This is a genomic window from Staphylococcus sp. HMSC034C12 (assembly GCF_001835895.1).
In the GTDB taxonomy this organism is placed as follows: domain Bacteria; phylum Bacillota; class Bacilli; order Staphylococcales; family Staphylococcaceae; genus Staphylococcus; species Staphylococcus hominis.
On sequence record NZ_KV826316.1, the window covers coordinates 28,158 to 42,930 of the forward strand.

Sequence of the window (14,773 nt, forward strand, 5' to 3'; positions counted from 1 at the left end):
CGACTAGTAAGACTAAGTTTCAATGAAAGTAATGTTAACTACGAATTATTTTAACATACCTCTACTTTATTTAATAGACATATACTTTATATAACCTTTCGTGAGAGGAACTGCATGAAAAATTCATTTAGTTAGTGGAGAAACATGACGCTAATTGATCTAATGACGTATAAGGAAATAAAGATATGGAACGAACTAAATGCAGCAGAAAGGGTAGGCATTATACTATCCTTTAATTTATTGTTAGTGAAGAATGGTGTAGATAGAAGAATAGTGCCATCTATGAAGTTAAATGACGATAGGATATTTATAAATAATTAAAAAGTTTGAATATTGATATAAGTAAAAGAGATATTAAAGGGGATATGTCTATGGAACTAAATGTGAGCATGGTAGCACCAACATTTATTGATAATATAGGTGGAATTGAGGAGTAAAAAAGCGCTGATTTAATCTTCTAGCGCTTTTTTATAGAAAAATTCGATTTTGCTTTCTTTATATAAACTTTATTTGTGAGGTATATTAAACCAATCGAATAATTGATTTAGTATACCTCTTGTATATCCTTGAAAATATTCAAAATGCATTAGATATAAAATGATACACAATAAAATTATCAAATATAAATATGAAAGAAATAAACTCAACTTATCTTTATAAAGTTTTAATGTGGCAGTCAAAAAGCTTTTCTTTTTCATATCATGATAAAATGTAATATAGATTATTACTAATGAAAGAAACCTAAAAATAATAACGAATGAATCGTAACTAGGAAAACCTAGTTTTTTAAAATACAAAAATGTAGATTTTGACATTGTTATTATTGAATTTACAAAGTGAGTAGAATTACTTTTATCAATACTAGGAAGAATCTTTTCCAAATTTGATACTAGAGGTGAATTATAAAGTAACCCAGTTAACAAAACTATTGAGATTAATGAATACTTAATAGTATAAAACAAAAAACTTTTCATGGATAAATTATATTTGGTTAAATTTTTAAAGATAAATATGCAAACAACTAAAGTAAATACACAAGAAAAACTTATAATCCAGTAATTATATTTAATAAATATAGTGATTGAAACCAACAAAGCAGCACAGAAAAACAACGAGGTCATTATTTCTGTTTCATTGTCTTGAGATTTAACTAAATTGTTAATATCATTATATGTATTATTCTCAGTATATGTGATACTTTGCTGGCTGTTAGCGTAATTATTATCCCCTTTTATATTTTGATTGATATTATTTGAATGCTGCTTGATAAAGATAGAGAAAACAGAAACCAAAATTGTTGAAACACTAGCGATTATTGATAAATTTGTTTCTAACATAAAAAAACTCCTTCCAAATTAATAATGACAAATGATAAGTCATTAGTGAAGTATTATTTCTTAATTGTCAAATTTTGTTTTTAACTGATTAAAATAAAAGGTTAGATGATTAATATAAAAAATTATATTTAAGTGTGAAATATTTTAGAGGGCAAGTTAACCATAAAAGATATAAAGAAACATCATAATTTTGGGGAAATTCGAAATAGGTTACTTAACTATAATTTTCTACATAAATGTTTTATTAAAAAAGAAGTTAGACTATGCGTTATCCCTAAAGAAAAAGATAAAAATTCTCAACATTTATCAGTTGTGTTTATAGATTACTATAATAATATTAATATGTTATTAGGATTGAAATTGGATCGTTCTCAACGTTATTATGTACCTGCAACTATGTATCAAATTAATGAGGCAAGTATTTATAATAGAACTAAACGAACAAAAATAACTCATATTGAATGGCAACATTATTGATTTTTTAATTTGCATAGAATGTATTAGATTACACCACTATATAGATAGTGGTGTTTTTTACCCTGAGAAACGCCCTGTGTTGCAGTGAGATATTAATTTGTGCAACTATGTGTTTAAAGCATTGATATACGTCTAATAAAAATCATAATAATCATCAATTTATGCAACGTTTCAGGAGTTTTAAAAAAGTGTTTGAAGTAAAGTGTATCAAGTGTTTGAAGTAGATTGAGTAATATTAAAATGTGCATTAAGAAAATACTATATTTTACTACAAAATTTAATGTATTAGATGTATAAACAAGATCGCAAGACTTAATATTGAGCTTTAAAGATACTTCTGTTGTAATATTAAATTTAAGGGCAAAAAAAGGGCATAATTTTGATAATAAGGGCAAGGGTATGAATATATTTTTCAGAATATATAGTTATAAGCACTGATATAAAGAGCTTTTGAAAGATTATGATGTTGTATAAAATAAAACTTACGATTGAATGGGAGTAGCCCATTAAAAAAAGCGAGCATTTTCGTGAGAAATGCTCGCTTTTTTTTATTAAATTCAATAATTTGGACGTTTATGATATTTTCTTTTTGATTGAAATGATTATCGTCTTTGTTGTAATGATGTTCTATGGTGTACTTTTTGAAGAATATATTGATACACCATCAATGATATGAATAACCATGAAAAACTAAAAAATATGCCGCCAACTACGTCAGTGAGATAGTGAGCATGGAAGTATAATCTTGAAAATAAAATACCTAACCATACTACAATTAACACCGTATTTATTATGCGTTTTACCCAGATAGTTCCTAATTTAGGGATAAGTACAAAAATAAGAGCAAAAATAACAATCGTACTTGTTAAAGCATGTCCGCTTGGGAATGAAAATCCTGCATCAATTGTTAAGTGATCATAAGGTCTTGAATGATGAATGATGTCTTTTAACGCAATACCTATGATACCTGCTGAAGCTACTGTTGTCGGTAACCATATTGCTAATAAGAAGCGTCGCTTAATTAAAACAATAGTTGCGATGATAAGGGTCAGGGTAATAAAGGTTGCAATATCACCGTATGATGCTAGAAACGTCATAAAGTCATTGAACCAATTACCTTTGAAATTCATTTTTGGTTCGCCAAATGTGTTTAAGAACCAATAGAATGATTGTAAATCTAATATATGTGTCCATAACGACTTAGTAAAAACCGAAAAAATAGTTATTAAAAAAATGAGACTACTTATTATAAATGAAATGGTTAATGTATATTGTTTATTTTGCATCAGTACTATACCTTTCTTTATTTTAATCTAGTTTAACTTGTTAAAGCGCTAAAGTTATCGATACAAAGAATGATTTAATATTAAAATAAATTTAAAGACAAAAAAGCTAAGGTAATCACAAAAATATGATAGTCATCCTTCATTATTCAAAAAAAGCAAATAAAATATTAAAAAACTTTACAAAAAAATTAAGCGTTTTCACAGAATTGTTACATGAATATTGAACAAAATATGTTATTTTATAAGTAATGAAGTAAATTCATTTTATCCGTGAGAGTTTGGGACATACTTTATCGTCTCAAACTCTTTTTATATATTAGAAATTTGACTTTTAGTTGATATTTTCATATATTGTATTTAATATGCATTAAATTATACATAGGTTTATATCAAGCAATGAGGCAAAAAGTATCATTTACTTTATTGTTTAATTGAAGGGTAAAACTAATGTACTTAAATCTAAATTATAGGTTGCTTAAAGAGCATTAATAAATATATTGAATGAGCATAAAAGAAGCCTACAATAGATAGTCGTCCTTTTTAATGGGATAAAACTAAACTATTGTAGGTGTTTTATTATATTATAAGCAATAGTTATATATAGGTTACAGTTTAAAAGTGGAGGAATGATAATGTTAAGTATGAGTAGTTTACTTATATTATTTTTTATAACGCTTATTATGGCAGCGTTAAGTGGGTTGATTGTTTTAATCCCCTCAGTTCCAGTTAAATACATAAGATTTCACTTAGCTTTACTTCTATTGCCAGTTATTGTAGGTATTGTAGGGTTAGTGACTATAAATGAAAGAGAAGTTATTGGCATATTTGCCTTAGATAAACTTGCTTGGTTAGTAGGTGCTTTTGTTTTAGCGTTAGGTTTTATTATTCAAAAGTTTTCAACGCGTTATTTATTAGGAGATCACAATTATCGTAAGTATTTTCCTTTATATACATTTATAACTATTTTTGCTTCACTAGGATGGTTAAGCAATGACTTACGTTTAATGACTTTATGCTGGGGATTAACGTTATTTTGTTTAACGCAACTAATTAGATTGAATAAAACTTGGAAAGTTCCAGCGGAGGCAGCAAAAGTTTCTGCACGTTCCTTTATTATTGGATGGTTAGCGCTATTAATTGCGGTTATTTTGCTATACATAGGAACAGGAGAATGGACAATCGATCCTTCTCAAAATTATGACTATGCTCTAAATCATGGTCTAAAATTAGTTATTGATTTATTGCTTGTTGTTGCTGTTATTATTCCAGCTGCGCAATATCCATTTCAGAGTTGGTTAATTGAATCAGTTGTTGCGCCTACACCTGTATCAGCTATTATGCATGCCGGTATAGTTAATGCGGGGGGCATTATTTTAACGCGTTTTTCACCGATATTTGATAATTCTATTGCTCTTACAATATTATTAATTATTTCTAGTATTTCAGTATTGATTGGTTCGGGCATTAGTTTAGTACATGTTGATTATAAACGACAACTTGTTGGATCAACGATGAGTCAAATGGGTTTTATGCTCGTTCAATGTGCAATGGGTGTTTATTCAGCTGCGATTATCCATTTAATATTGCATGGTATATTTAAAGCTACATTATTCTTACAATCAGGCTCAGTTGTCAGACGATTTAATATACCAACTCCACCTAATATTAAGAAATCATATGGATGGATAATACTTGGAAGAGCTCTTGCATTGATTATTGCAATTGTATTTTTTATGACAAGTAACCATAGCCCATATATTTTGATTAGTGCATTTATCTTAGCTTGGTCTATCTCTGTATCATGGAATCAACTTGTAGCATTAAATAAAGGAGTAATGGGACGCTTTATAGGTATTACAATGATTGTAGTTGTTGCAATGGTTTATATTATGACTCATCAAGTATTTGTTAATATACTCCATCATGTATATATGGCTCCTGCCCATCCACCGTTAATTAGTATTATCATTAGTATTGCAATTTTAGTGCTAGGTAGTATTTTTAGTATTTGGGTCGCTCGCCATCGTACATCTACAGCCTTTGCTAAAGTTTACTTATGGTTAATTAAAATTGGAGAAGCTAAATTTAAATCTGTAGAAAGCCATCCAAATTATTTAAAGAAATATTTATAAGAGGTGAACATTTACATGACTATTAATATAGAAGACGTTGTTCAATCTGCACGTCGTGTGATTACGCCACTTTCACCAATTTCAATCTTTGCAGCACGTAATCCATGGGAAGAACTTGAGTATCAAACCTTTGATCAAGTTGCACAATGGTTTAAACATGTGCGTGATATTGATTTATATCCAAGCCATGCTTCTGTAATGACGGCGCTTGAAAATGGTGAGATTGATAAACATATCGTTGAAGAAGAAGTACAACAAGCTATTCAATCTTATAAGACGGATATTCCTAAGACTCATGTGGATACGTACTGCAAAAATGCTATGAATATTAAAGATATTCCGAGAGATTTAATTACTAAAGAAGCCTATCTGAAATTAGAAGTCTCAAAACTCAAAAAAGTATTCGAAAATGAGTCATTTGCTTATGCACGTTCAAAAAGTGCAAATGCATTTAATGCTAAAGGCGAATCTTTAATGGATGAGTTAAATACTCATATTATTAAATGGTCAAAATTATATTTAGATACTTTCCAATCAAGTTGGACAATGCCTAAACGCGAAGAAGGGTTCTATGTAGCCTGGTTACATTTAGCGAAATATGATCCAATGTTGACTAAAACTCAACGTAAAATGATTAAGATGTTGCCACACAACTATGAAGACGCATTAATCATGGCACTTAATCATCTAGATATTGCTGAAGATGAATATGAATTTTATTTAACTGGACATCTTTTATCGTTACCAGGTTGGGCAGGTATGATGTATTATCGTGCTGAAAAACATGAACATGAAAAAGACTTATTAACTCAATATCTTGCAATACGCCTTACAATGGAATGTATTCTATTAGATACTGAAAAAATGAGCCGTCCGGCAGTCTTAAATGTTGAAAAAAGAATAAAAGAACTTGTGAGTAAATGGTTATATTATGGTGAAATGACGATTGATGAATGGGCTGAGATGTCTATTGAGGGTCAAATTGAACACTTGAAGTTTGCTCATGATTTTAATCCATTATACTTCAAGAAATTATGGTTAGAAGCTTGGGAAGAAACTCACGAACGCAAACTTGTTGAGATGATTTACGATAAATCGGTCAAGCGTGACAAACAACCTACAAAAGTACAACTTGCATTTTGTATCGATGTACGTTCTGAACCATTTCGTCGTCATTTAGAAAATCAAGGGCCATTTGAAACTATAGGAATTGCAGGTTTCTTTGGTTTACCTATACGAAAAAAAGCATTAGATGAACAGTTTAGTCATGATTCTTTACCAGTGATGGTACCTCCTGCATATACTATTAAAGAATATGCAGAGCGACATGCATTAAATACGTATAATCAACAGCAACATTCCATTACATCCATGTTTTATACTTTTAAATTAATGAAAAATAATGTGCTACCTAGTTTATTATTGCCAGAATTAAGTGGGCCATTTTTAAGTTTAAATACACTTGCAAGTACATTAATGCCAAAGAAAACAGGCGTATTTATTCGTAAATTGACTAAAAATTGGTTAAAAAAACCGAATGCTAAGCTAACGATTGATAGAGATCATCATGTACATAGTGATTTGCCTGTTGGATTTACTGAAGAAGAACAAATTGCTTTTACGAAACAAGCGTTACAATTAATGGATTTAACTACAAATTTTGCGCCATTAGTAGTACTTGGAGGGCATGGAAGCGAAACAAACAATAATCCCTACCATGCATCATTAGAATGTGGTGCTTGTGGAGGAGCTTCAAGTGGATTTAATGCGAAATTACTTGCCATGATGTGCAATTTACCTTTAGTACGTCAAGGGTTAGCCGCTGAAGGCATTCATATTCCGGATGAGACAGTATTTGTTGCTGCAGAACATAAAACATCAATTGATGAATTAGAATGGATTTACGTTCCCTCATTAACATCAGAAGCAAAGAAAGCATTTGATATTTTAGAAGAAGCCATGCCACGTGTAAGTTATCATGCAAATTTAGAACGTCTTGCTCAATTACCTCGTTTAAGCGATAGAGAATTGAAACATCCAATTGCGGAAGCACATCGCTTTGCAAATGATTGGAGCGAAATCCGTCCAGAATGGGGCTTAGCACGTAATGCAGAATTTATTATTGGGCAACGAAGTATTACAGAAGGTAGTAATTTAGAAGGACGTGCATTTTTACATAATTATGATTATGCGAAAGATCCTGATGGTCAATTACTAAATACAATTATTTCTGGTCCAGCACTCGTTGCACAGTGGATTAACCTACAGTATTATGCCTCTACAGTGGCACCACATTTTTATGGTAGCGGTAATAAAACAACACAATCTGTCACTTCTGGTGTTGGCGTTATGCAAGGGAATTCAAGTGATTTATTAGCTGGATTGCCATGGCAGTCTGTGATGGCAGGGGACAATAAAATTTATCATGCTCCAATTCGATTATTAGTCGTGATTCAAGCACCAGATCGTTATATACAACGTTTACTTAATGATAATATTAAGTTTAAACAAAAAGTCGATCATCAATGGGTACGTCTTGCAAGTATTGATGAAAAGGGTAGTTTTAAAGATTGGTAAGCTATTCGATTTTAATTTAAAAAATGATACACTAATGTTAATTAAACATTAGGAGATTTGTTATAGCAATGACGAAATCGAAAGGTATGTATGAAGCAGAAATTAGTAAAGCAATTACGCAATGGGAAAAAGATTTTCTTGGACGTGGTTCGTTGTCAGTAAAGACAGATATTCTACGAGATATGATTATCGTCAACTTACAAGGTATTTTGACGCCTGCGGAGTATCGTGTATGTGAAACTCAAGAGGGATTACTTAACATTAAACGTACACGCTCAGAACTGGTGGAATCTGGACAAGATGATTTAATGCAACTTGTTTTCAAAATCACAGGTACTGAAGTTAAAAGCTTCCATAGTGATTTAAGTACAATTACTGGTGAACGTATTATTGTTTTTAAATTAGATAAGAACCTTGAAAAATCACTTTAAAATAAAATGTTATAAGTACGAGAAGAGATTAGGAAATGTTATATAAAAAATAATTCCTAATCTCTTTTTTTACAAGCGAATTTTTATCATTTATTGTAAAATCTAACTAACATTAAAAGAGAGATAGAGATGCGAACGAATCAATTCAATCAGAACCTCTTACTCATTATCATTTGTCCGACTATTCTGATGCTAGAGGTATAAAAGGGCAATACGATCAATGAGTTAAGTTAAGTAGTCAACATATTGATGAATGAATTGTGTGATACATCTTCAAACTTTAATGAATATGAAGAACGGATATATTATTTGAAAGAGTTTTCATAAAATATTAGTATCAAATGTAGTAAAGGAAAAACAAATATGAAAAATAAATTAGAAGTATCGCCAACTAAAACTATTTCTATGTTTGTTGTTGGATTAATTATTTTTATAATAACGGCAATGAATGTCATTTATCATACCACACTAATGCAAAAATTAGATTTAAACTCATTACATGAGTTGACCAACTATTTTGGTAAACCTAGAAGACACTATGACGGTACAATTTGGCATAAAATGATGACGTTTTGTGCTAATTTTGGAGAAGTAAAATCCATTCTCTACATAACGTTATTTTTAGCACTTATCTTAATTTTTAAAAATTATAAACTTTCATTGTGGTTATTAGTTACGATTTATACAGGAACTTATGTTAATTTTTTAATTAAACAAATAATAGCTCGTCCTCGTCCGTATAACCATCTTTTAGTAGACCATGGATATTCATTTCCAAGTGGTCATTCAAATGCCAGTACATTATTTGCTTTAGCTATACTCTTAGTTGTTATTCCACTTATTAAAAACAAAGCGATACGATATAGTATTGCTATAGTTGTCGTTATATTTTGGATAGGCGTATTAAGTTGTAGGTTATATTTCCACGCTCACTATCTAACTGATGTCATTGGTGGTTTTTCGTTAGGAATGATTTGGGTTGCTTTATTTTCAATGACGTTACCACTCTTTAATATTAAATTAAGAAAGAAGTAAAGCTTAAGTTTCATAACATAAGTATTTTAAAAGGGGAGAATACTATGAAAATCAAATCACCACATCCGATTTATTTAGAAGGTTCAAGAAAAGAAGCGATATTATTACTTCACTCATTTACAGGAACTGTTCGTGATGTAAAACCATTAGCTAAGGCGCTTAATGAAGAAAACTTCACATGCTTTGCACCAAATTATCAGGGACATGGCTTACCTTTAGACCAATTTACTCAATTTACGATTCAGGATTGGTGGAATGATGTATTAGAAGGGTATCAATTTTTAAAAAATAAAGGGTTTGACACTATTTTTGTAACGGGGATCTCACTAGGGGGACTATTTACATTAAAGTTAGCTGAGTTATTTGATGTTTCTAAAATAGCAGTGATGTCTGCACCAAGTGAAAAAGAAGAAAAAAGTATTGCGTGGCGTATGGAACGTTATGGTCAGCGCATGAATCAATTATTGAAATTTGATGAAACTACTTCACAACAACAACTTGGAACAATTCAAGACTATCAACCACATATCGCAGAATTTAAAGCATTTATTGAGATAATTTCTAATGAATTAGAACGTATACATGTTCCCGCTCGTATTTTGTATGGTGGTAATGATGATGCCTTTTATCAAAATAGTGCCCATTATATTTTTAATCATATTGATAGTAATAACAAAGATTTAACATGTCATCCGTTAAGTCGTCATTTAATGACTTATGGAGATGGACATGAAGACGTTATCACTCAAGTTGTAACTTTTTTTAAATCTGAATAAAGGAGTAATAAGATGAAACGTACATTCTTACTTATATATACAACGGTTTCTGGAACTACTTATAAAGAATTTAAAACGTTCCAAGATGGTCCAGACTATGACACATGCATACAGCGTATTATTGATGAATTTGATGAATTGGCCTATTTATTTCTAAAAGATGACTCACAAGTTCATTACATTAATGTTGATCATATCGAAAGTTTGAATATTCAAGAAGTAGATGAAGGTCAATCCATAATATATGATTTTGAAAAATAAATGTAACAGTAAGTTTAAACGATAAGAATAGTTGAGAGATGTCATTTACATCTATTCTTATCTTTTTAATACTCATTTATATGCATATTGCACTATTTAGTCAGACATGTTAGAGTAGAACTTAATCGCACACATGCTTTAACGCGTTAAAGGGAGATAGAAAATGAGTAATCAATCACAATGGAAAACATCAACCGGATTTATTCTAGCAAGTGCTGGTTCTGCTATAGGATTAGGCGCAATGTGGAAGTTTCCATATATGGCTGGCATTTATGGTGGTGGCGCTTTTTTATTTTTATTTTTAATCTTTACTATTTTTGTAGGATTACCGTTACTGATTATGGAATTTACGGTAGGAATAATGGGGCGCACTTATACGACTCGAATTTATAGTAAATTAACAGGAAAAAAATGGTTAAATATTATTGGGTGGAATGGAAATTTAGCTGTTTTTATTTTATTCGGCTTTTATAGTGTTATCGGTGGCTGGATTGTTATATATATTGGGAATGTGTTTTTACAATTATTATCTGTTGAACATACGTCATTAACTCAAATTAAATTTGAAAAAATAATTAGTAACCCGTGGTTAACTGTGTTGGGACAGGGTATTTTTATTCTTTTAACAATGATTATCGTTATGCTAGGTGTAGAAAAAGGTTTAGAGAAAGCTTCTAAAATTATGATGCCCTTATTATTTGTTTTTCTAATTATTGTTGTTGCTAAATCATTGACATTAGACGGAGCATTAGAGGGCGTTCGCTATATATTACAACCGAGAATAGAAGATATTTCAGTTAAGGGTGTCTTATTTGCATTAGGTCAATCGTTCTTTACACTATCCTTAGGCACGACAGGTATGATTACATATGCGAGTTATGCGCCTAAGGAAATGACGATTAAATCTTCCGCCATTTCAATTGTTATTATGAATATTTTAGTTTCTGTATTAGCAGGACTTGCAATATTCCCAGCTTTAAAAACATTTGGTTATGCACCTCAAGAAGGACCAGGACTCTTATTTAAAGTGTTACCGTTAGTATTTAATCAAATGGGCTTTGGTATTGTATTTTATTTAATTTTCTTAATTCTATTTTTATTTGCGGCATTAACGTCTTCTATTTCTTTATTGGAATTAAATGTCTCAAATTTCACTAAAAATGATAATACTAAACGAAAAGCTATATCAGTTATTGCAAGTATATTAGTATTTATTATTAGTATCCCAGCAACACTATCATTTAGCAGTTTAAGTGGAATTAAGTTTGGAGCGGGTACAATTTTTGATAATATGGATTTTATCGTATCGAATATCTTGATGCCATTAGGAGCATTAGGAACGACATTAGTTGTAGGTCAATTATTAGATAAACAAGCATTAAAAGAGAGCTTTGGGAAAGATAAATTTAAACTTTTTGTTCCATGGTATATTTTAATTAAATATATGATGCCCATTATTATTATATTAGTTTTTATTGTTCAATTATTTTAACATTAACAAAAATAAACAGAGTCTAGAATACAAATCGTTGTTCTAGACTCTGTTTAGCATAAAGATAATTTGAATTACATATTTTCAAACGTAACATCTTGTTTATGTAATTCTTTTAATATTTTTTCAGGAATTGAAGAATTATTAATAGTGACATGTTTAAATATACAATCTTTTATTTTTACATTTTCAAAATGACACAAATCCATAGTGACATTTTCAAAAATCACTTTTTTAAACGTGACGTTATCAAATTTTACATTACGTATATTGCTATTTTTAAAAATAGAATGTTCAATCGTTAATGTATTAAAATGATTTTCATCAAATGAGGTAACAGTTAAATTTGATTTACTAATCAGCGTCTTGAAAAAATTTACATTTTCAAAGATACTTTTATCAAAATTACAATTGATCATTTTTGAATTTGAAATAGTGCTTACATTCCTAAAAATACCTTCGCTAAAATCACAATGTTTAAAGTGACTTTTATTTACTTCAATTTCGTCGTACATTGAGTTTCTAAATGTACTATTTTTATAATTTAAATTTTTATAATCATCCTTAGTAAAGACGGATAAAGATAAGTCTGCTTTAGATGTCATCATCGATTCTCCTTTGTACGTTGATTCATCGTAAAATTTAATTCATTTCCAGTAGTTCACTTTTATCATAATATGAGTACTTAAACGCAATAACTAATTACATTTTACATAAAGAATCTAGCTTTTTGCAATAAGATATAAGTTAGCGTATAATTCGTAGCGGTTGAGTAAGAATTAAAATTAAATATTGGAAATGAATATGATTATAGAAAGTAGGTATGTTCAGACATTACATGAGTGTATTGAACGAAAGATATGATTACTTATGATTTAATAGGACAAACGCCACTAGTATTATTAGAAAGTTTTAGCGATGAACATGTACAAATTTATGCGAAGTTAGAACAATTTAATCCTGGTGGAAGTATTAAAGATCGACTAGGGAAATATCTTGTAGAAACTGCGCTAAAAGAAAAACGTATTGTAAAAGGAGATACCATCGTTGAAGCTACAGCTGGTAATACAGGAATTGGATTAGCAATGGCCGCTAATCGTTATCATTTAAAGTGTGTGATTTTTGCCCCAGAAGGATTTTCAGAAGAAAAAATTTCAATTATGCGAGTATTGGGTGCTGAAATCAAACGAACACCTAAAAATAAGGGAATGATTGGTGCACAAAAAGAAGCGCGTCATTATGCTGACAAATACGATGCAGTATATATGAACCAGTTTGAAACTGAACATAATCCAGAAGCCTATACGCATACACTTGGAAAAGAAATTACAGAGGCATTACCACACATTGATTATTTTGTAGCTGGTGCTGGATCTGGAGGAACGTTTACCGGTGTAGCTAAACATTTACAACAATTTAATGTTAAAAATATTATTGTTGAACCTGAAGGCTCAGTCTTGAATGGTGGCAAAGCACATGCTCATGATATTGAAGGTATTGGCTCTGAAAAATGGCCGGTATTTTTAGAAAAATCTATCGTTGATGATATTATTACAGTTAGTGATAATCAAGGATTTGAAAATGTAAAACGATTAGCTAAACAAGAAGGACTACTTGTTGGTAGCTCATCTGGTGCAGCATTACAAGGTGCTTTAGATATTAAACGTCGTATTGATAAAGGTATTATTGTAACAATTTTTCCAGATGGCAGTGATCGTTATATGTCAAAAAAAATATTTGAATACAAAGGAGAATAATAATGAAGAAAAAAACACAAATGATTCATGGTGGACATACGACGGATGATTTTACTGGAGCAGTAACGACACCAATTTATCAAACAAGTACTTATTTGCAAGATGATATTGGTGATTTAAGACAGGGTTATGAATATTCACGTACTGCAAACCCAACACGTGCTTCTATTGAAAGCGTCATTGCGAATTTAGAAAATGGTAAACATGGATTTGCATTTGGTTCAGGTATGGCTGCGATTAGCGCTGTTATAATGTTATTAGATAAAGGTGATCATTTAATTTTAAATTCTGATGTGTATGGTGGAACTTATCGTGCTTTAACAAAAGTCTTTACACGATTTGGTATTGATGTTGATTTCGTTGATACTACAAATATTGAAAACGTAAAAGATTATATTAAACCAGAAACAAAAATGTTATATATCGAAACGCCGTCTAATCCTTTATTACGTGTGACAGATATTCGACGTGCAGCAGAAATTGCGAAAGAAAATCAACTCATTTCTGTAGTCGATAACACATTTATGACACCGTACTATCAAAATCCGTTAGATTTTGGAATCGATATTGTATTACATTCAGCAACAAAATATATTGGTGGACACAGTGATGTTGTTGCAGGTTTAGTCGCTACATCTAATGATGAATTAGGTGAACGCTTAGCATTTATTTCTAACTCTACAGGTGGTGTATTAGGACCACAAGATAGTTATTTATTAATTCGAGGAATTAAAACACTGGGGTTACGTATGGAACAAATCAATCGTAACGTAGAAGGTATTGTGAAAATGTTACAAGAACATCCATCAGTACAACAAGTGTTCCATCCTAGTATTGAAAGTCATCTTAATCATGATATTCATATCGCTCAAGCAAGTGGTCATACTGGCGTTGTTGCATTTGAAGTCAAAGATACAGAAGCAGCTAAACAATTAATTCGTGAAACACACTATTTCACCCTTGCTGAAAGCTTAGGTGCGGTGGAAAGCTTAATTTCTGTACCTGCTTTGATGACACATGCATCTATTCCAGCAGATGTGCGTGCTAAAGAAGGAATTACAGATGGTTTAGTTCGATTATCAATCGGTATTGAAGACACTGAAGATTTAGTACAAGATTTAAAACAAGCCATAGATACGCTAAATAAATAGAATATAGTGAAAGTATTAATGCAAGAGTGCAATAGAAATTGAAACGATATTTATTGTACTC

The 14,773-nt window shown here is 30.5% G+C and carries 12 protein-coding genes; 9 read left to right on the forward strand and 3 right to left on the reverse strand.

From position 1 onward, the window contains the following. Positions 1-506: 506 nt before the first annotated feature. Both HMPREF2629_RS04105 and HMPREF2629_RS04110 read right to left on the reverse strand, forming a co-directional pair. Positions 507-1,337: a hypothetical protein gene (locus tag HMPREF2629_RS04105; RefSeq protein ID WP_070813168.1), complete on the reverse strand. Its 831-nt coding sequence runs from the start codon at positions 1,335-1,337 to the stop codon at positions 507-509. A 1,079-nt stretch (positions 1,338-2,416) separates the two neighbouring features. Then, entirely contained in the window at positions 2,417-2,944 is a 528-nt protein-coding gene (locus HMPREF2629_RS04110) for a phosphatase PAP2 family protein (protein WP_228451900.1), read from the reverse strand. Between the two features lie 788 nt (positions 2,945-3,732). Between HMPREF2629_RS04110 and HMPREF2629_RS04115 the strand changes: the two genes are divergently transcribed. The 7 genes from HMPREF2629_RS04115 to HMPREF2629_RS04145 all read left to right on the forward strand — a co-directional run bounded on the left by HMPREF2629_RS04115 (position 3,733) and on the right by HMPREF2629_RS04145 (position 11,804). Then, complete coding sequence (locus HMPREF2629_RS04115) at positions 3,733-5,232, forward strand: NADH dehydrogenase subunit 5 (protein ID WP_070492121.1); 1,500 nt, start codon at positions 3,733-3,735, stop codon at positions 5,230-5,232. A 15-nt stretch (positions 5,233-5,247) separates the two neighbouring features. After that, on the forward strand, positions 5,248-7,809 hold the full coding sequence (locus HMPREF2629_RS04120) for a DUF2309 domain-containing protein (protein WP_017175186.1): 2,562 nt from the start codon (positions 5,248-5,250) through the stop codon (positions 7,807-7,809). Between the two features lie 68 nt (positions 7,810-7,877). Next, positions 7,878-8,240: a Na-translocating system protein MpsC family protein gene (locus HMPREF2629_RS04125; RefSeq protein ID WP_002447992.1), complete on the forward strand. Its 363-nt coding sequence runs from the start codon at positions 7,878-7,880 to the stop codon at positions 8,238-8,240. A gap of 363 nt (positions 8,241-8,603) precedes the next feature. Continuing rightward, positions 8,604-9,275: a phosphatase PAP2 family protein gene (locus HMPREF2629_RS04130; RefSeq protein WP_017175187.1), complete on the forward strand. Its 672-nt coding sequence runs from the start codon at positions 8,604-8,606 to the stop codon at positions 9,273-9,275. Between the two features lie 44 nt (positions 9,276-9,319). Beyond that, entirely contained in the window at positions 9,320-10,051 is a 732-nt protein-coding gene (locus HMPREF2629_RS04135; RefSeq protein ID WP_017175188.1) for an alpha/beta hydrolase, read from the forward strand. A 12-nt stretch (positions 10,052-10,063) separates the two neighbouring features. Further along, complete coding sequence (locus HMPREF2629_RS04140; RefSeq protein ID WP_017175189.1) at positions 10,064-10,312, forward strand: hypothetical protein; 249 nt, start codon at positions 10,064-10,066, stop codon at positions 10,310-10,312. A 163-nt stretch (positions 10,313-10,475) separates the two neighbouring features. After that, the gene (locus HMPREF2629_RS04145; protein ID WP_017175190.1) at positions 10,476-11,804 is read left to right on the forward strand and encodes a sodium-dependent transporter; all 1,329 of its coding nucleotides are present in this window, start codon (positions 10,476-10,478) and stop codon (positions 11,802-11,804) included. Between the two features lie 74 nt (positions 11,805-11,878). Here HMPREF2629_RS04145 and HMPREF2629_RS04150 read toward each other — a convergent pair whose 3' ends face one another. Next, positions 11,879-12,409 (reverse strand): pentapeptide repeat-containing protein, encoded by a 531-nt coding sequence (locus HMPREF2629_RS04150; protein ID WP_017175191.1) that lies wholly within the window; start codon positions 12,407-12,409, stop codon positions 11,879-11,881. A 255-nt stretch (positions 12,410-12,664) separates the two neighbouring features. On the opposite strand from HMPREF2629_RS04150, the gene HMPREF2629_RS04155 reads away from it, so the two are divergent. Both HMPREF2629_RS04155 and HMPREF2629_RS04160 read left to right on the forward strand, forming a co-directional pair. Beyond that, on the forward strand, positions 12,665-13,561 hold the full coding sequence (locus HMPREF2629_RS04155; RefSeq protein WP_017175192.1) for a PLP-dependent cysteine synthase family protein: 897 nt from the start codon (positions 12,665-12,667) through the stop codon (positions 13,559-13,561). Positions 13,562-13,563: 2 nt separating this feature from the next. Then, the gene (locus HMPREF2629_RS04160; RefSeq protein WP_017175193.1) at positions 13,564-14,712 is read left to right on the forward strand and encodes a bifunctional cystathionine gamma-lyase/homocysteine desulfhydrase; all 1,149 of its coding nucleotides are present in this window, start codon (positions 13,564-13,566) and stop codon (positions 14,710-14,712) included. Positions 14,713-14,773 lie beyond the last annotated feature (61 nt).